The organism is Lentzea roselyniae (assembly GCF_039537795.1).
GTDB lineage: Bacteria > Actinomycetota > Actinomycetes > Mycobacteriales > Pseudonocardiaceae > Lentzea > Lentzea atacamensis.
On the sequence record NZ_BAABBE010000007.1, the window covers coordinates 264,628 to 282,741 of the forward strand.

The following is an 18,114-nucleotide window of genomic DNA, read 5'->3' on the forward strand; positions in this document are numbered from 1 at the left end:
GTCAAACCGACTTTACAAAACCGTAGGAGATGTAAAACCGATTTGACAAGAGAGTGCTAGTTGTAAAGTGGTCTTTCTCGGTTCACCGGTTCACCGGTACGCCTGAGCCGCCGCCTCGACGAAGCTCCTGACGAGCGGCTCGTCCTTCCGTCACGCGATCACGACGGGGCTGGGCGGCAGGTCCGTCACCGGCACGACCGCCAGCTCGCCCAGGTCGTGACCGAGCGGGGCCAGGCCGACGGTTCCGTTCCACAGCACGGGCTGGACGCACTTCTGGACCGCGCGGACGACCGGCCCCTGCCGCGGTTCGCCGCCGTTCCAGTGGTTCCGTCAGATCTCGTCGGTGCCTTCCTGGAACTGGAACCAGTCCCGGCCGGCGAGATCGCCGGTGGTGAGCCGGTCGCGCCGGGCGAGCGGATCGTCGGGTCTCAGGACCGCGCCGATCGGATCTTGGCGCAGCACAAGGGTTTTCAGGCCCGTCGTGTCGAACGGGCCGAGGGTCAGGCGACGTCCGCCTGGTGCGTGCGCTGTCGGGGATCGGGGTGCTGGACCGGCTCATCGCCGCCGAGCCGCGGAGCGTGGTGCCTGGGCACGGCACGACGGGTGGCCGCGAGGTGTTGGACGGCGTCAGGGACTACCTGCGTGAGTTGCGGGACGAGACCTGGCGGCGGCGGGACTCTCCCGGCGTCGTGGCCGAGGTGCGGGAAGTCCTGGTGGGCAGGTATCCCGAGTGGACCGGGCGGGAGTGGATCGAACGCGGGGTCGGGTGCCTGTGCGCTGAATGGTCAGCTCGCACGATTGCTTCAGTGTTGACTAAAGATAGTCCTCCCCGAGGTGGGCACGGATGACCTTCTTGGGTACGCACATCGTCCAGGCCCCGATGACGAGCTCGGTCATCTCCTCGACGTCCAGCTCGGCCATCGAGGCGTGCACCCACTGGAACCGCATGTCGGACTGGCTGGGGAACGCGAACTTCACCGGGTCGCTGGCGACGAGGGCCTCGCGTTCCTCGCGCGGATAGCCGAAGCCCAGCACGGTTTCGTCGCGGGACAGCGCGGCGTAGACGATCTGGCCCACGCGGAACTTCACGCGGTCCCGGATCAGGTGTTCGGTGGTGCGCGGCAGCGACAGCGCCACGGCACGGATGTCGGCGACGGTGACCATCAGGCAATCCTGTACGCCGCGGCGCCGTTGTGCAGGAACTTGGCGCGACCGCCTTCGTCGGAACCGATCAGGGACATGACCTCGTGGCCGCTCGTGGTGATGATCGTGCTGTCACCGAGCCGGACGACATCGACGGGGTCCTTGCGGTCGCCGAGGAAGGAAGCAGCCAGTTCGTTGCGCGGACGGTAGAGCAACGTCGTGCCGTTCAGCGTGATGTCGTACAAGGGATTGCGGTAGGTGCCGCACATCCAGTCGTCGATCGGTGCGGGGTTCGCGGGTGGCGTGGGTGGTGGTGCCGTTTCGATGCCGGTCGCGTTGAAGATCTCGTGGGCCAGCGGCTCGCCGTTGGTGCTGTTGGTCAGCACGGCCACCGCGAGGCCCGCGGACGCGTCGACTCGCAGGAAAGCCTTCTGCCCCTTGGAAACGCCGGTGTGGCCGACGACGCCGCCGGGGTAGATCATCCAGCCGAGTCCCCAGCCGGCGATGCCGTCACCGAAGTCCGGGACCGCGTCGAGCTGGGGTTCGCGCAGGGCCGCGAGCGCCGGGTCGGTGAGGTGGTGGCGGACGAAGGCGAGCAGGTCGCGGGCGCTCATCGCGAGGTGCGAGCCGCTGGGGGCGGTGCAGCAGGAGACCGCCCACTTCTTCGTGGGCACGGTCCCGGTGTGGCCGACCGCGGCACGGTGCAGGATCGCCTCGTACGGGGTGGTGGCGACGGTGTCCAGGCCCAGCGGTGTCACCAGGCGCTCGCGGAGGACGTCGTGGAAAGGCTTGCCGCGCAACACTTCCACGAGCCTGCCGAGCACCGTGAACCCGGTGTTGGAGTAGGAGAGGAGGGTGCCGGGCGGGAGGAGGTGCTCCTCCTCGGCGAGGGTGGCGACGAACTTCTCGATGGCGTCGTCGTTGCCGCCGGTGTCGGTGAAGTGGTTGGGCGCGATGCCGCTGGTGTGGGTGAGCAGGTGGCGGGAGGTCACGGCGCCGGTCGCGGCCGGGTCGCTCAGCCGGAAGCCGGGCAGGTGGTCGCGGACGGGCCGGTCGAGGCCCAGCACGCCTCCGCGCACCAGCTGCTGGACCAGCGTGGCCGTCCAGACCTTGGTGATCGAGCCGATCTTGAACACCGAACCGGTCGTGGTCTCGACGCGGGTGCGCGTGCTCAGCACTCCAGCGGCGTGGTCCTGGATCTCCCCGTCGGTCAGCACGGCGACCTGTGCGCCGGGTACGTCGTACTTCGCGATCAGCTCGCTGAGGTCCATCAGGCGATCCTGCCTGGCGTGCCGGTGTTGCGGTGACCGCTTTGCGGCATTCAGGTCACCCAATTCCAAATCTGGCAAACAGGAGCGAAACGGACAATCGAGATTGAGAACCTTCTCGTTCACCAAATTGTTGCGCCACGTCGCTGTCCCGACCCGTTTATCAGCGTCGTGACCTGCGCATCCGGCACCTTGCGGCGCACAGTCGGCTCGGTTGGATTCCGCCCATACCGGACTTTGCGGAGGCTCGCCGCCAATTGAGACCGGAACTAATTCCGGAACAGTGAGAGCGTGGCCACACTTCTCTCCTCTTTTCACTCGATCGGGTGAAAAGTGTGCCAATGAACTTGAAACGGTCCCTTCCGGCTCTTCTTCCGCTGGTGCTCTCCGCGTCCTTCTTCGCGGGCGGCACGGCTGAGTCGGGGACACCGAAGCGGAGTCCCGTCAACGTCACGGCCAACGCGATCCGGTTCGACCCGCACGCGCCGAAGCTCGACGTCACGTACGGCTACTCCGCGCTGGAACTGAAGTACATCCGCAAGGATGCGGCCAAGACAGACGGCTGCACGGTCCGCGACCACGAGGAAACAGAGGAAGCGGAGGTGCGGCCCGGATCAGGGCACGTCACGGTGGCCGGCACCAGATACGACCTGGTGCAGTTCCACTTCCACACGCCGTCCGAGCACCAGTTCGGCGGCCGCAACACCCCGCTGGAGATGCACCTCGTGCACCGCAGCGCGGAGGGCAAGCTGCTCGTCGTCGGCGTTCCGCTGGTGGTCGGCTCGCACTCCGTCGTGGACGACGTCCTGGCCAAGCTCGCCCCCGAGTGCGGCGACCCGGTGGACATCGAGCCCATCAACCTCAACCGGTTGCTGCCGCTCAACCACCACACGCTGCACTACACCGGCTCGCTCACCACGGCGCCGTTCACCGAGGGTGTCGAGTGGTACCTCACGACCGAGCAGCACGTGACGGCCGAGACCATCGCGCGCTTCAAGGGTCTGTTCACCGCGGGCAACGCTCGTGCGACGCAGCCGTTGAACGGTCGGACGCTGGTCGAGGTCCCGCGCATCTGATCCACCGCTAGTCGAGAAGGCCGGTTCCCGTTGTGGGGCCGGCCTTCTTCGCGTGACGGGGCCGGTGGGACGCGCATGGCGTGGGGTGTGACGTGCGCACCGGCGTGACGTGCCGCAGCGGCATGACGTGTGTGGTGGCGCGACGTGTGCGCGCTGGGGTGACGGGCGGTGGGTTGTGTGATGTGCGAGGTGTGAGGCCTGGTGGCGTGTGCAGTGAGGCGACCGCCGTGCGCTGACCTGGCGGGGGGCTGAAGCCGACGCGCACCCGCGCTGCCCCTTGCCGTGACGAGCTTCACCGATACAGGAGTCGCTCGCAATTGCCCGCGTATGCAACTATTGCTCACGCTGGCAACCTACGACTTCAAGGACTGTGTGACATGCCTGTCGCTCTGCTCGCCCTGGCGATCAGCGCCTTCGCCATCGGCACGACCGAGTTCGTGATCATGGGCCTCCTCCCGGAAGTGGCAACGGACCTGGGCGTTTCCATCCCCTCGGCCGGTCTGCTGATCTCCGGTTACGCACTCGGCGTCGTGATCGGCGCACCGCTGCTGACCGTCCTCGGTGGACGACTGCCGCGGAAGAAGATGCTCCTGGCGCTGATGGTGCTGTTCATCGCGGGCAACCTGCTCTCCGCCGTGGCCGAGACCTACGGCGTGCTGATGAGCGGCCGGGTGGTCGCGGCACTGGCACACGGCGCATTCTTCGGCGTCGGGTCGGTCGTCGCCGCTGACCTCGTTGCGCCGCAACGCAAGGCGAGCGCTATCGCGTTGATGTTCACCGGTCTTACCGTGGCCAACGTGCTGGGAGTGCCGATGGGTACGGCGCTCGGTCAGGAACTGGGCTGGCGCTCGACGTTCTGGGCGGTGACCGCGCTTGGTGTGATCGGCCTGCTCGGCGTCCTGTTCCTGGTGCCACAGCAAGAACGGCAGGCCGGCAACCTGCGCGGCGAACTGGCCGTGTTCCGCAACCCGCAGGTGTGGCTCGCACTGCTGATGACCGCGCTCGGGTTTGCGGGCGTCTTCGCGTCGTTCACCTACATCGCGCCGATGATGACCGAGGTCGCGGGCTTCTCGTCGGGTGCCGTGACGTGGCTGCTGGTGCTGTTCGGCGTGGGGCTGTTCGCGGGCAACCTGCTGGGCGGCAAGGCCGCCGACCGGTCGGTCATGAAGAGCATCGTCATCATCCTGGTCGTGCTGGCCGCGATCTTGACGGCCTTCGTGTTCACCGCGCACTCGATGCCGCTCGCCGCCATCACCATCGTGCTGTTCGGCGCGGCCGGGTTCGCGACGGTGCCGCCGTTGCAGATGCGGGTCATGCAGACGGCCGAGGGTGCGCCGGCGCTGGCGTCGGCGGCGAACATCGCGGCGTTCAACCTCGGCAACGCCGGGGGTGCGTGGCTCGGCGGGCTCGCGATCGGGAACGGCCTCGGCTACACGGCGCCGAACTGGATCGGCGCGCTGCTGGCGGTCGGTGGGCTCGTGGTGGCGGGTGTTTCGATCGCGCTGGAGAGGCGTGTGAGGAGTGGCACGGCCCCGGAGTCTTCTGAAGCGCGTCAGAACGACCGTAAAATCGTTCCGGTAGCTAACTAACTCCGGGGGAACCTTTGAACACGACCCGCGCCATGACCGCGCTCGCGCTCGGCGGGTTCGGCATCGGCACGACCGAGTTCGCGACGATGGGGCTGCTGCCGCAGATCGCGGAGACCTTCCGGATCCCCGACTACGAGGCCGGTCACGCCATCAGCCTCTACGCCGCCGGCGTTGTCGTCGGTGCGCCGCTGATCGCGGTGCTCGGCGCCAAGCTGCCGCGCAAGGGCATGCTGATCGGGCTGATGCTCGCGGTGGCGCTGGGCAACGGGTTGTCGGCCGCGGCGCAGGACAAGACGCTTCTGCTCGTCGCCCGGTTCGTCGCCGGGCTGCCGCACGGTGCGTTCTTCGGCATCGCGGCCGTGGTGGCGGCGACGCTCGTGGCTCCTGAACGGCGCGGTACGGCGGTTGCGCGCGTGATGGTCGGTCTGACCGTGGCGAACCTCGTGGGTGTGCCGCTCGCGACGGCCGCGGGTCAGCAGATCGGCTGGCGCACGGCGTACCTCGCGGTCGCGGTGATCGCGTTGGTGACGGCGGCGGCGATCGCGGCCTGGGTGCCGGTGGTGCCGAAGGCCGAGGGCGCGTCGATGAAGGGCGAGGTTCGCGCGTTCGGGCGTCCGACCGTGTGGTTCGCGATCTTCACCGGCATGATCGGGTTCGGCGGCATGTTCGCCGTCTACTCCTACGTCGCCCCGCTCACGACCGAGGTCGCCGGGCTGCCGTCGAGCGCGGTGCCGTGGATGCTCGCGGTGTTCGGCCTCGGCATGACGCTCGGTGCGACGTTCGGCGGCCGGTTCGTGGACCGTTCCTCGATGGGCTCGGTGTTCGGCGGCCTGGTCGCCGTCTGCCTGATCCTGGTCCTGTTCGGGCTGACCGCGACGATCCCGTTCCTCATGTTCGTGTTCCTGTTCCTGCTGGGCTTCGTCGTGCAGATCCTCGCGGCCGCACTGCAGATCCGGCTCATGGACGCCTCACCGGACGCGCCGTCGCTCGCGTCCTCGTCGAACCACTCGTCGCTCAACGTCGCGAACGGCGCGGGCGCGTGGCTCGGTGGCCTGGCGATCGCGGCGGGCTGGGGCTACACGTCCACGGCGTGGGTCGGGGTGGCTCTGTCGCTGGCCGGTCTGGCGATCGCGGTCGCCTCGGTCGTCTACGAACGGCGTGCCTTCACGCGGGAGACCACGAACCACACGACGGCGATGGCCAGCGCGGCCAGCACCGCCGTCGAGACCCACCCCAGGTAGCGGTCGACGAGCTCGTAGTTCTCGCCGAGCGCGTAGCCGGCGAGGATCAGCGCGGTGTTCCACACGAGGCTGCCGGCCGCGGTGTAGAGCGTGAACTTCGCGATCGGCATCCCGGACACCCCGGCGGGGATGGAGATCAGGCTCCGCACGACCGGCACCATCCGCCCGACGAACACGGCCTTGGTGCCGTGCTTGTCGAACCACTCGTCCGCTTTGTCCACATCGGACACGGTGACGAACGGCAGCTTGTCGGCGATGCGGCGCATCCGCTTGAGTCCGAGCCACGAACCCAGGCCGTACAGCACCAGCGCGCCGACGACGGAACCAGCGGTGGTCCACAGGATCGCGGCGATCAGCGAGATCTTGCCCTGGCCGGCGGTGAACCCGGCCAGCGGCAGGATCACCTCGCTCGGCACCGGTGGGAACACGTTCTCCAGCGCCACCGCGAGCCCCGCACCGGGTGAGCCCAACGCCTCCATCAGCCGCGTGATCCACTCCATGGCTGTCGAGTTACCCGTTTTGCCCGGCTCCTCAACCTCCGGTGGAGCCGGCTCTCCCGCGCCGACGCGGTCCGGCTGGCGCTCAAGCTCCGATGAATCTTGTCAAGTTCGGTCATCCTGCGGCACTTTCGTTGACACCGCCGGTCGAGACCTCCTACCTTCGTTGACGTAAGGACATCGCTCTCCGCCGCCCGCCTGTCGTACGCCGCCAGGAAGGACGCACCGAACGATGGAATCGCGCATCACCCGCAGGGCAGCTCTCACAGCGGCCGCCCTGATGCTCGTCACCGTCAGCCCCGCGGAGGCTCTCGCGCCCGCGTGGCACCCCAACCCCGCGACCGACGGCCTCAAGGCGTTCGAGGGCATCGAGGTCGACCGCGGCAACAGGTTCCCCGAACGCAAGGGCAGGTACATCGTCGTCGAGGGCGACCACTACCGGTTCAACATCTGGAAGAACGACCGCGACACCACCGGTGGCGGTGACCGCCAGCGCACCGAGTCCAAGGGCATGGTGACCAACGGCAGCGCCATCAAGATGAAGAACGGCGAGACGTGGGTCATCTCCTACGAGATGTACATGCCGTCCTCGCTGCACGGCACGAGCAAGTTCACACACATCTTCCAGACCAAGACACCGTCGACCAACGGCGGGCCGTGGACGACCCTGTCGTTGAGCCGCAGCGGTAGCACCGAAACCATCCGGGCGCGCGCGTTCGCCACGTCCGGCGCCCCGGACATCGCCTCCACCAACCTGGCCCCGCTGCGCAACAAGTGGGTCACCGTCGAGTGGACGATCACGCCGGGCTCCAGCGGCACCGTCGGCTTCGTGCTGCGCAACGGCACGGGCGCGAGCGCGCCGATCGCGGTGCAGGGCAGGCGTTCCGGCGTGCGGATCCCCGACGAGGGCGACTACGTCCGCCCGAAGTGGGGCATCTACCGCTCGGTCAAGAGCGCCTCGTCCGACATCATCGACACCTACATCAACTTCCGGAACTACAGCGCGACCAAGAAGTAGAACCAGCCCAGGTGGTCCGCTGATCCATGATGCCGTGACCGGCACCTCAGCCGCGTCTTCCGGCGCTCAGCAGGGCGCCGCGCCACGATGCACCCGTCTGGCCGTCGAAATACGGGGCCAAGGCTGCCGGTCACGGCACCAAGGTCTACCGTTGTCTGCCTTCTCTTCGTGGAGGTAGACGGTGCGAGGCGCGATCGCGGCGGGCCACCCGCTCACCGCACAGGCGGGCGCGGCGATGCTGCGCGCCGGGGGAAACGCGGTCGACGCGGCCGTCGCGGCGATGCTGACGTCGTGCGTCACGGAGCCGCTGCTCACCGGGCTCGGTGCCGCCGGCTACATGCTCATCGCCCCTGCGGGGGAAACCCCTGTGCTGCTGGACTTCTCCGCCGAGGCACCGGGCCGCGCCGCGTCGGGCGAACGGGCGCCGCTCGACCCCATCACCGTCCACTTCGGTGACGCCGAGCAGGAGTTCCACGTCGGACCGTCGTCCGTCGCCGCCTACGGAATGCCCGCCGGTGCCGCGAAAGCCGCCACCTACGGCCGCGCGCCCCTCGACGAACTCGTGGCCACGGCGGTGAAACACGCCCGCGAAGGCCACCGCGTCAACCGGTACCAGGCCTACGTCACCGCACTGCTGCTGCCCCTCGCCCGCAGCGCGGGCCTGACCGCTTTCGAGGAAGGCGAGGTCCTCGTCCAGCCCGAGCTCGCCGAGTCACTCGAACGGCTCGGCCGGGACGGCGCCGCCCCGTTCTACACCGGCGACATCGCGGCCGCGATCGCCGACACGATCACCGCGAACGGCGGCGAGCTCAGCCGTGCCGACCTCGCGGCGTACGAGGTCATCGCCCGCGAACCGCTGCACGCGCGGCACCGCGGCCGTGACGTCCACACGAACCCGCCACCCGCTGCGGGTGGCGCGTTGCTGATGCAGATGCTGGAAGCGTTGCCGGACAACCCGTCGCAACGAGACCTCATTCGCGCGATGGCGGCCCCGAAGGCACACCTGAACCGGCTCGGCTCCACCACGCAGATCTCCGTGCTCGACGCCGACGGCACCGCGTGCTCGGTCACGACGACGAACGGCGCGAACTCCGGGATCTCGATCGCGGGCGTGCACCTGAACAACATGATGGGGGAGGAGGACCTGTCGCCCGACGGGTTCTTCAGCCACGCGCCCGGCGACCGGTTGCCGTCGATGATGTCCCCGACCGTCGTCACCCACGACGGGCAGGCCGAGCTCGTGCTCGGCAGCGCGGGTTCCAGCCGGATCTGCGGCGCGATCCTGCAGGTGCTCGTGAACGTCCTCGACCGCGGCATGCCCGCCCAGGACGCCGTCGACGCGCCCCGGCTGCACCTCGGCGGAGACCACCTCCACGTGGAACCGGGAATTCGGCCGGAAACCGAACTGCCGGTCACGTACTTCCGCGCGCCGAGCATGTTCTTCGGCGGCTGCCAGGTGGTCGAGATGACCGGATCCGGCCTGCTCAGGGGTGGGGGAGATCACCGCCGGGACGGCGCCGTCGTCATCGTGTGAGATGTTGACCGCATAATGGGAAATCCGGTTTCTTGATTCACCGGTCGGCACGCACGATGGCGTGGTGACGGCACTCAGCGAGCGATCCTCCTCGCCGCTCCTCTCCCGGACTTTCCTCCAACTCTCCGCCATCAGCGTCGTGTCCGGCGTCTCGATGGCGTTCGCAATGCCGTTCCACTCGTTGTTCCTGACCTCCGAGGTCAGGGTGACGCCGGTGCAGCTGAGCGCGTTCCTGATCGCGAGCCCGCTCGCGTCCGTGGTCGCCAGCACGATCATGGGCAAGCTGTCGGACGGCCGGGTGCAGCGCCGCTACCTGCTCGTCGCGGGCGGCGTGGCCGGCACGATCGGGTACAGCTTGTTCGCCGTGTTGCGCGACTACTGGTTCCTGCTCGGCACGGCCGTGGTGTTCGTGGCGATCACGTCGTCGTTGCTCCCGCAGATCTTCGCCTATGGCCGCGCGGTGTCGCGGGGACCGTCGATGATGGTCAGCGTCCTGCGCACGCTGCTCTCCGTCGCGTGGGTGGCCGGGCCGCCGCTGGCCGCGCTCATGGTCGCCAAGACCGGGTGGATCGGGCTCTTCGCCGCCACGGCGTTGCTGCAGCTCGGCGTCGCGGTGCTCGCCTTCACGCTTCCGGTCCCCGTGGCACAGCCGGAGGAGGAGAAGACCGAGGAGGAGGCCGGGCCGTCGCGGGGCGGGATGTCGGTCGTCGCCGCGGCGTTCGTGTTCCTGCAGGGTTCGGTCGGGCTCGCGGTGAGCGGCCTGCCGCTGTTCGTCACGACCGAGCTGCGCGGCACGGCGGGGGACGCCGGGCTCGCCATGGGGCTGTGCGCGGCGCTGGAGATCCCGATGATCCTGTGGTTCGGGTCGCTGGCGAACCGGATGTCCCAGCACAAGCTCGTGATCCTGGGTGCCGTGATCGGGTTGAGCTACCACGGCCTGATGCTGCTGACCGACGCCGTCTGGCAGGTGATGGCCGCGCAGCTGCTGCACGCCACCGTCATCTCGCTCGTGATGGGTGTCGGCCTCACGTACTTCCAGAGCCTCGAACCCAGCCGCCCCGGCCACGCCTCGACGATGTTCAGCAACACCCAGATCGTCGGCGGCATGATCGCGGGGGCGCTCACCGGCGTGTCCCAGCAGCTGGGCTTCCGCTGGATCTACGGGTTCAGCCTGACGATGGTCGCGCTCGGGCTGGTCCTGCTGGTCGTCGCGGGCAGGGTCACTGGATCGTCGAGGCCGTGACCTTCGGCTTCTCTCCCACGCCCAGGTAGAAGATCCCCTTGATGGTCTCGAAGCCGGCACTCGGGTTGCGGCGCAACGTGGAGCCCTCCACCGACATCGAGCCCGAGTTGTCGTTGCTGACGAAGAACACCGCGCCACCGCCCTCGTTGGCGTGGTTGTCCTCGATCAGCGAGCCCGCGATCCGCAGCGTGAACGTGTTGCCGTCGTTGTAGATCGCGCCACCGCTGCCGCCGCCCGGCGTGCCCGCGCGCGCCGGGTTGGCGCCACGGCCGATGGCCTTGTTGCCCTTCATCAGGCTGTTGAGCACCACCCACGACGCGCCGATGCTGCTCAACGCACCGCCGTTGGAACACACACCGCCCTCGAACGTGCTGCTGGTGACGTAGACCGGCACCTTGTCGGCCCAGTCGGTCACGCGGATCGCGGCACCGCCGAGGTCGGGGCCGTTGGCGTCGCACTTGTTGTTGACGAAACGGGAGTTCACGACCTTGAGCTGACCACCGCGCACCATGATCGCGCCGCCGCCCCCGCCGTCGGCCGTGTCGCCGGTCGAGTTGCCGTCGGCGAGCGTGATGTTCTGGACCACCAGCCGCGGCCCGTTCTGGTCGAACACCCGGTGCTGTCCCTGGCCGCTCAAGGTGATCCGGCCGCCGCCGTCGAGGACGGTCTTCGCGCGGACCTTCGCGGTGGCCGCCAGGGGCACGGTGTGCGGGTTCGGCCCGCAGTTGAACGTGATGACCCCGCCGGCTGCGACCGCGTCGACCACGGCCTGCGACGTGCAGCTCGCGGGCGTGCCGGTGCCGATCACGCGGGTGGGCTCGGAGGTGTCCTCGGCGGCGGCTGCTGCCGGTACGGCTGCGGAGCCGTTCGGGTTGCCGAACTTCGCGGGAGGAGGCGGAGGTGGAGGCGGGGGAGCGGGCGTCGGAGCCGCGGCGCTGCTGCTCGGAGGTGGCGTCGTGGTCACGACCGAGACGGTCGGCGGCGACGACGCCGCGGGTAACGGTGCGGCGACCGGGTTGCCGGGGATTGCCGTGCCGCAGCCCGCCACGAGGACGGCCAGCAGCACGACCACCTGTCCACCTGACATGGCGGGCACCCTAAACCTCCTGTCGCGGCGGGCAAAGTGCGCACGGAAACGCCGTGAGATCAAGGCGTGCTGCAGGTGTTTCCCGAACGTGACCCAGAAGCCGGGACAAGATCCGGTTTTTGCACGTGTTCCGGACGGGTGTGCGCAGGTGTGAGGCGGTACTTAGCTTGACTCACGAGTCAGTTTTCGGACATGCGCTGGACCGGTGGTTGTGACGGAGTGTGGACAAAATGGCGTAGCGGTCTACACAGCGTGCGGTTAATTGACATCAAACGACATGTTCGTGAAAGAACCACGCGTTCGAGTGGCGCTGTGTCCCTGGCACACTGCGCTCCGTGCCGACCCACTCCCCCGAGGAACCCACCGAGCGTCACCTCGCGCCCGATCCGGCGTTGATGGAGGCTGCCCGCGCCAGGGGCCGCGAACGCTGGGCCGCCGCAGGTGACCTTCCGGCGCCGGAGGAGAAGCCGCCGGGCCGTCAGCTCAAGCTCAAGCCACGCATCGCCGTCATCGTCGCCGTGGCCGCCTTTCTCGTCCTCGCCGCAGTGGTGGCCGTGACGTCCGGTGGCGGGTCCGGCGACGCCGGCACGGACACGGCGCAGCCCTCGCACAGCTACGTGCCCGGTCTGATCACGCCGCCGGAAGCGTTGCCGGACGAGTCGTCGTCGGCGCCGTCGAACAGCATGAACCCGACGCTCGCGTCCTCGGCGCTCGGCCTGATCCCGCCGACGACGACCCAGCCCGCCCCGCCGCCCGTCGACAACAACCGCGCGCCCAGCGGTGCCAAGTCGCTGACGATGGGGCCCGGTTGCGGCGGTTACACCGGCGTCGGCTCGTACCGCGACGGCCGCAAGGGCTGGGTCGACCACGGCGACGGCAAGTGCGGCTCGACGTTCGTGTCGATCCCGATGTCCGGCGACCCGCGTCGCGACGACCCCTCCGCCTACGCGCAGTGGACGTTCTCCGTGTCCGGCACGTGCGAAGTCTCGGTGCACGTCCCGAACGGCAACCTGGAGGAGGTCGGGGGTAACCCGACCGTGTACTACGTCTACGACCGCAACGGCGTCGGCGGCACCCCGATGGCGTCGTTCGCGATCAAGCAGGTCGAGAAGCGCGGCCAGTGGGTCAGCGCGGGCAAGTTCAAGTCCAGCGGAAACCTCACCGTGCAGCTGCTCACCCGAGGTCAGGACTGGAACAACTCCGGACCGACCTACGCCCATCACGCCGCGAGTGCCATCAAGGCAGACTGCACGGCGTGACTCGAGATCTTCACCTGGTCCGGCACGGCGAGGCGACGAAGGACGGGACGAGGCTGACCGCACGCGGCCGCAGGCAGTCGGAGCTGCTCGCGGAACGGTTGCGGGGCCTCGGTTTCGCGGCGGTGCACCACGGTCCACTACCGCGCGCGGCGGAGACCGCGTCGATCATCGCCGAGGTCCTGCGGGTGCCCTGCCGCGTCGAGGCCGCCGCCGACGACTACGTGCCGCACTTCGTCCCCGACCACGACGAGTTCTTCACCCGGTTCCCCGAGTCCGAGCGCACCCGCGGCCCGGCACTGGCGCACGAGGCCGAGACGCGGTTCGCCCGGCCCGGCGACGGCCCGGTGCTGGTCGTGACGCACTCGTTCCTGATCGGCTGGCTGGTGCGGGACGCGCTGGACGCCCCGCCGGAGCGGTGGCTGTCGCTGAACCACGACAACGCGGCGCTGACCGTCATCCGCTACGCGACGGGCAAGTCACCGCAGTTGGTCAGGTTCAACGACAGCGGACATCTTTCCGGGGGGCACCTCAGCTCGCTTTGAGCGTGAGCAAGGTGATCTCACTCGGTGCGAACACGCGCATCGGCGGGCCCCAGAAGCCGGCGCCACGGCTGGTGTAGAGCTGCGTGCGGTCGCTGTGCCTGCTCAGGCCGGCGACCACCGGCTGCTGCAGGCGCACCAGGTAGTGGAAAGGCCAGATCTGGCCGCCGTGCGTGTGCCCGGACAGCTGCAGGTCCACGCCCGCCTCGACGGCCTTGCGGATCTCGGACGGCTGGTGCGCGAGCAGCACGACCGGGTCGCTGCCGCTGGTGCCGCGCAGGGCGAGGGCGAGGTCGGCGGCGTGGCCGGGCTCGCCGGAGTGGTCGGCGGTGATGTCGTCGATGCCCGCGAACACCAGCCGGGCGTCGCCGCGTTCCAGCACCACGTGCTCGTTGTGCAGGGCCTTCCAGCCGAGGCGGGTCATCAGGTCGATCCAGCCCTGCGCGTTCGAGTAGTACTCGTGGTTGCCGGTGATGTAGAAGCGGTGCTCGGTGTCGACGTCGCCGAGCGGGGTCGCCTGCTCCAGGCGCTGGTCGGCGGTGCCGTCCGCGATGTCACCGACGTGCACGGCGACGTCGGCGCCCAGCCCGTTGACCGCCTCGACCATGCCGCGCGACCACTTCGCGCGGTTGATGGCGCCGTAGTGGGTGTCGGTGATGACCGCGACGGTGAGGCCGTCGAACGCCGGGTCGAGGCGCGGGATGGTGACGTCCTGGCGCTTGACCCGCGGCACGCGCATGGCTTCGTAGACGCCGTAGATCGTCACGGTGACGATGATTCCGGCCAGCAGCACCGCGATCAGGCGGGAGCGGAACGGGTTCTCGACGCCGCCGATCGCGAGGGCGAGCCGCAGCACGTCGGTGATCAGCGTCCAGACGAACGCGATCCAGACGAAGCCGAGCAGGAACTGGGAGATGCGCGCGGCCCGGTCGCTGTTGCGCTGGGTGAACAGCACGATCATCGCGATCGCGGCTCCGGCGAACACGATGCCGGCGATCGGGCGAACCGGGTCCGGCCATTCGGCGCTCGCCGCGAACAGTCCCTCGAAGGGCACCCAGAAGAGCAGCGTGGTGACCGTCAGGAGGACGAGCGTGAAGACCACGCGCCGTACCGTGATGCGGGGCCGGGTCGCGGTGGTCGCCATCGCTCATCCTCCTGAGTTGTCATTTCCAATCTATGTCAACGCGCGGATGATGGTTTGTGCGCCCGAGTTGCCGTAGACGTCCGTCACACGTGTTCTGAGGGAAACCGGGCCGGGTTTCACTTTGAGCAGAACTCCGCGGTCGCCGAACAGGACGTACGAGCCGGGCTGCCACGTCTTCCCGTCGTCGTAGGACACGTCCACGGTGAGGTTCCTGGTGCGGCCGGCCGTGGTCGTCTTGTCCAGGCGGAACGGAATGTTGCCGCCGTTGCGGTCGTCGAACCGGACCGAGGTGAGGGGGAGCGGGCCGGTGCCCTCCTCCGACTCGAACTCCCAGGCGGTGTGCACCTCGGCCGTGGTGGCTTCGAGCCGGTACCTGGCCTTGCCAGGTGGCACCTGGAAGACGCCGCCGTCCGGGTGCGGGGTGCCGTCGACGAGCTTGCCGTCGCGGCGCAGCTCGGTGGTGCCTGCCAGGCCGGCGTCGCCCGCGATGCCGTAGTGGCCGGGCGTCGAGTCGGACAGCAGCGCGAGGTTCGTGGTGATCACGTTGCCGCTGCGGTGATGCCGGGTCGACGTGACGGACGGGCCGAGTGCGCCGTGACCCCACTTCTCCTCGTAGCTGCGGCCGTTCGTGTAGCCGCGCCAGGTCTGTGCCTGCCGGACGGCCTGGTCGTGCAGCTGGCCCGCCCACCACTCGATGTCGCCGGTCGAGTGGTGGTACGTCGTGTGCTTGCCGGGGAACCGCACGTTCTCCGCGCTGTCGCCGGGCGGTGGCGTGGACAGCGGGTGTTCGGCGAACGTGATCCACTCGCCGATGGCTTCCGGACCCGCGATCGTGGCCGTGGACCTGGCCAGGTCCGCGTCACTGACGCCGGGAAGCGTGGCGGTGACCGCGTTCTCCTCGCTGACGGCGATCGCGCACGTGGTGGCTTCGCCGCCGCAGGTCGTGCTGCCGGGGACGTTCCTGACGAACTGGACGGCCGTGTAGATCATGCTGTCCGCGCTGCCCGGCACCACGTAGACCTCGTGGCCCTGGCTCGCGAACGCGGAGCCGTTCGGTGTGCCGAGGCTGGTGCCGATGTAACCGGTGCCCTTCTTGCCGTTGACGGTGGCTTCGACCCGCTGGCCCTGCCTGGCGTCCAGGGTGACTTCGGCGCCGTCCGGCCCGATCGTGACGTCCTTGCTGACGAGGGTTTGCGACGGTTCCCACGGCGGTCGGCCGTCGACCGGGCTCGGGACCCAGGCGAAGACGGTGTAGCGGCCCTGCGGGATCTCACCCTGGAGCGCACGGCCGTTGCCGATGCCGCCCGCGTAGAGCTTCTTGTTGGTGTGGTTGGCCATTGCGACCAGGAAGCCGTAGCCGCCGGTGCCGTTCGGCGCGTTGGCGCGGTCCCGCGACTGGACCTTGATCTGAGCGGTGGCCTCGGCTTTCTGCTGGTTCGAGATCGCCGTGCGGATGACGTTGTTGTTGTCGCGCGCGATGATGACGCCGGGTTTCGTGGCTTTGAACGTGGCAGTCGCGGTGCCACTGGCCGGAACCTCGACGGTGGTGCGGTCGGCTTCCACGCCGGCGGGCAGGTGCAGGGTGAGCTTGACCGGCTGGTGGCCGTCGTTGCGATAGGTGACGGTACCGGTGTCCTTCAGCGTCGCCGGTTCGGCGGTGAGCCGGGTTTTCGTCGCCCTGTCGAGGTTCACGACGCCGGTGCCCTGTTCGAACACGGTGGCGCCGATCGGGTCAGCGGTGTTCGTGAGGGCGGCTTTGAGGCGTGCGGGGGACCAGTCGGGGTGCTGGCCGGCCAGGATCGCGGCCGCTCCCGTGACGTGCGGGGTGGCCATCGACGTGCCGCTGGCCAGGGTGTGCCGGTCGCTGATCGGGTAGCCCATGCTCGTGCCCTGCGCTCGTGCCGCCGCGATGGCGTGTCCGGGCGCGCTGATCTCGGGCTTCACGGTTCCGTCGGGGCGCGGGCCGCGGCTGGAGAAGTAGCTGAGCTGGTTGTCCTCGGTGACGCTCGCGACCGCCAGTGCCGCGTCCGCGGCCGCCGGTGAGGCGACCGAGTGTTCCCGCCCTTCGTTGCCCGCCGCGGCAACGAAGAGCATGTTGTGCTTGGCGCTCAACGCGTTCAGCAGCTGGCTCAGCTCGTCGGTGCCGTCCGTCGCGTCACCGCCCAGGCTGAGGTTCACCACTCGCGCGCCCTGCTCCGCGGCCCACTGCAGGCCCGCGATGACCGCGGACTCCTCGCAGAAGTGCGGCCCGCAGACCTTGCCGATCAACAGGTCCGCGTCCGGTGCCGTGCCCGGCTCCGGCCCCGAGCCCGCGCTGATGCCCGCGACGTGCGTGCCGTGGCCGTGCTCGTCGGTGACGTCGTCCTGCTCGGTGAAGTCCTTGGTGGCCTTGATGCGGCCTTTGAGATCGGGGTGGTTCTGGTCCACGCCGGTGTCGAGGACGGCGACCTTCACGCCTTTCGCGGTGTGGCCGCGTTGCCAGGCCTTCTGTGCCTTGATCTGCCGCACGCTGTCGCGGTCGAGCGGCTTGAGGATCCGGTCGGGGGAGATCTTCGCGATGCCCGGCAGTGCCTGGGCCTGGCTCGGCGCGTGCGGGTTGAGCCGGCGCCACAGGTCCTCGGTGAGTTTTGTGGCCGTGAGCCGTTCGTCGGTGTGGCGGATGATGACCTTGCTCGTCGGTTTGGTGACGTCGAACAGCCGCATGTCCAGCACGCCGTTGATGACGAGCTGCTGAGCGTCGAACGGGATGACCGACACCCGCCCGTCGTCGACGGTCTTGAGGAACGGGATCCGCTCGCGTCCGGGTGCGGGCTTGATGACGACGTTCGGTGGCTTGCCGGGTCGTGTGACGACGTTCACCCGGTCGCCGGTGATGAGGACGGTCCCAGTTTGCGTTGGAGAGGCAACCGCCGGGGCGACCGCGAGTCCTGATATCAAGACCACGGCCGTCGCCAGCGCAGACCTGCGAAACGTTTTCATGCAGGTCACGCTTCCGGCGGCCGTCGTTCCGGGACAAGTGCCGGAACGGCCACAACCGTTCACCGACAAGCCGACGCGGAGTAGGGCCCATGATCTTTTACACCGACGAGGAGAGCCGGACGCTGCGCACCGCCGTGTACGGCGCGATGCTGCTGGTCTCCCACGCCGACCCCGGCCCCGTGCTGGAGGAGCGGTTCGCCGGCCTGCGCGCGCTCCAGAACCTGTCGCCCGACCTGCGCGGTGTCATGGGTGCCGCCCGCCCGTCCGTGCCCGCCGGTACCGACGAGGAGATCGAGCCGGTCGTCCTGGAGGCTCTGCGCCGCTCGATGAAGATCCTCGCCGCCCGTTCGCCGGAGGACGCCGTGTCGTTCCCGCGCTCGGTGCTGGCGATCTGCCGTGAGGTCGCCGAGGCCGACGGCGTCGTGGTGGACGCGGAGGACGCGATGGTGGCTCGCATCGAGGGCGCGCTCGTCCTCTGAAAGACAGGCGGAAAAGTG

At 69.0% G+C, this 18,114-nt stretch carries 17 protein-coding genes; 10 read left to right on the top strand and 7 right to left on the bottom strand.

The features are described 5' to 3' along the window. Positions 1-330 precede the first annotated feature (330 nt). Positions 331-504 (bottom strand): LysR substrate-binding domain-containing protein, encoded by a 174-nt coding sequence (locus ABFX45_RS15285; protein ID WP_346130639.1) that lies wholly within the window; start codon positions 502-504, stop codon positions 331-333. Between the two features lie 14 nt (positions 505-518). On the opposite strand from ABFX45_RS15285, the gene ABFX45_RS15290 reads away from it, so the two are divergent. Then, positions 519-848: a hypothetical protein gene (locus ABFX45_RS15290; RefSeq protein ID WP_346130481.1), complete on the top strand. Its 330-nt coding sequence runs from the start codon at positions 519-521 to the stop codon at positions 846-848. On the opposite strand, the gene ABFX45_RS15295 is transcribed toward ABFX45_RS15290, so the two are convergent. Then, positions 814-1,164 (bottom strand): MmcQ/YjbR family DNA-binding protein, encoded by a 351-nt coding sequence (locus ABFX45_RS15295; protein ID WP_109636178.1) that lies wholly within the window; start codon positions 1,162-1,164, stop codon positions 814-816. The genes ABFX45_RS15290 and ABFX45_RS15295 overlap by 35 nt on opposite strands. Beyond that, a complete protein-coding gene (locus ABFX45_RS15300) occupies positions 1,164-2,414 on the bottom strand; it encodes a serine hydrolase domain-containing protein (protein ID WP_346130483.1) in 1,251 nt (416 codons plus the stop codon). Before ABFX45_RS15300 ends, ABFX45_RS15295 begins: the two co-directional genes overlap by 1 nt. 338 nt (positions 2,415-2,752) lie before the next feature. Here ABFX45_RS15300 and ABFX45_RS15305 point away from each other — a divergent pair, with 338 nt between their 5' ends. From ABFX45_RS15305 to ABFX45_RS15315, 3 genes are all read left to right on the top strand, one after another. Further along, entirely contained in the window at positions 2,753-3,487 is a 735-nt protein-coding gene (locus tag ABFX45_RS15305; RefSeq protein ID WP_346130485.1) for a carbonic anhydrase family protein, read from the top strand. Between the two features lie 377 nt (positions 3,488-3,864). Beyond that, entirely contained in the window at positions 3,865-5,076 is a 1,212-nt protein-coding gene (locus tag ABFX45_RS15310; RefSeq protein ID WP_346130487.1) for an MFS transporter, read from the top strand. Between the two features lie 32 nt (positions 5,077-5,108). Next, positions 5,109-6,317, top strand: coding sequence for an MFS transporter (locus ABFX45_RS15315; protein WP_346130490.1), 1,209 nt, complete (start codon positions 5,109-5,111; stop codon positions 6,315-6,317). On the opposite strand, the gene ABFX45_RS15320 is transcribed toward ABFX45_RS15315, so the two are convergent. After that, positions 6,224-6,817: a DedA family protein gene (locus ABFX45_RS15320; protein ID WP_346130492.1), complete on the bottom strand. Its 594-nt coding sequence runs from the start codon at positions 6,815-6,817 to the stop codon at positions 6,224-6,226. The two genes, ABFX45_RS15315 and ABFX45_RS15320, sit on opposite strands and share 94 nt — an antisense overlap. Before the next feature lie 229 nt (positions 6,818-7,046). Here ABFX45_RS15320 and ABFX45_RS15325 point away from each other — a divergent pair, with 229 nt between their 5' ends. The 3 genes from ABFX45_RS15325 to ABFX45_RS15335 all read left to right on the top strand — a co-directional run bounded on the left by ABFX45_RS15325 (position 7,047) and on the right by ABFX45_RS15335 (position 10,609). Beyond that, complete coding sequence (locus tag ABFX45_RS15325) at positions 7,047-7,832, top strand: hypothetical protein (RefSeq protein ID WP_346130494.1); 786 nt, start codon at positions 7,047-7,049, stop codon at positions 7,830-7,832. Positions 7,833-8,013: 181 nt separating this feature from the next. Continuing rightward, a complete protein-coding gene (locus ABFX45_RS15330) occupies positions 8,014-9,366 on the top strand; it encodes a gamma-glutamyltransferase (protein WP_346130496.1) in 1,353 nt (450 codons plus the stop codon). 64 nt (positions 9,367-9,430) lie between these two features. Next, positions 9,431-10,609: an MFS transporter gene (locus tag ABFX45_RS15335; RefSeq protein WP_146231509.1), complete on the top strand. Its 1,179-nt coding sequence runs from the start codon at positions 9,431-9,433 to the stop codon at positions 10,607-10,609. Here the strand turns inward: ABFX45_RS15335 and ABFX45_RS15340 are convergent. After that, complete coding sequence (locus ABFX45_RS15340) at positions 10,587-11,696, bottom strand: hypothetical protein (RefSeq protein ID WP_346130498.1); 1,110 nt, start codon at positions 11,694-11,696, stop codon at positions 10,587-10,589. The two genes, ABFX45_RS15335 and ABFX45_RS15340, sit on opposite strands and share 23 nt — an antisense overlap. A 335-nt stretch (positions 11,697-12,031) precedes the next feature. Between ABFX45_RS15340 and ABFX45_RS15345 the strand changes: the two genes are divergently transcribed. Both ABFX45_RS15345 and ABFX45_RS15350 read left to right on the top strand, forming a co-directional pair. Then, entirely contained in the window at positions 12,032-12,955 is a 924-nt protein-coding gene (locus ABFX45_RS15345; protein WP_109636199.1) for a hypothetical protein, read from the top strand. Continuing rightward, a complete protein-coding gene (locus ABFX45_RS15350) occupies positions 12,952-13,497 on the top strand; it encodes a histidine phosphatase family protein (protein ID WP_211337277.1) in 546 nt (181 codons plus the stop codon). Before ABFX45_RS15345 ends, ABFX45_RS15350 begins: the two co-directional genes overlap by 4 nt. Here the strand turns inward: ABFX45_RS15350 and ABFX45_RS15355 are convergent. Continuing rightward, positions 13,484-14,638 (bottom strand): metallophosphoesterase, encoded by a 1,155-nt coding sequence (locus ABFX45_RS15355; protein WP_346130501.1) that lies wholly within the window; start codon positions 14,636-14,638, stop codon positions 13,484-13,486. The two genes, ABFX45_RS15350 and ABFX45_RS15355, sit on opposite strands and share 14 nt — an antisense overlap. 30 nt (positions 14,639-14,668) lie before the next feature. Further along, positions 14,669-17,497, bottom strand: coding sequence for a S8 family serine peptidase (locus ABFX45_RS15360; RefSeq protein WP_346130503.1), 2,829 nt, complete (start codon positions 17,495-17,497; stop codon positions 14,669-14,671). A 209-nt stretch (positions 17,498-17,706) separates the two neighbouring features. Here ABFX45_RS15360 and ABFX45_RS15365 point away from each other — a divergent pair, with 209 nt between their 5' ends. Continuing rightward, on the top strand, positions 17,707-18,096 hold the full coding sequence (locus ABFX45_RS15365; RefSeq protein WP_112225913.1) for a hypothetical protein: 390 nt from the start codon (positions 17,707-17,709) through the stop codon (positions 18,094-18,096). The last annotated feature ends 18 nt before the right edge of the window (positions 18,097-18,114 follow it).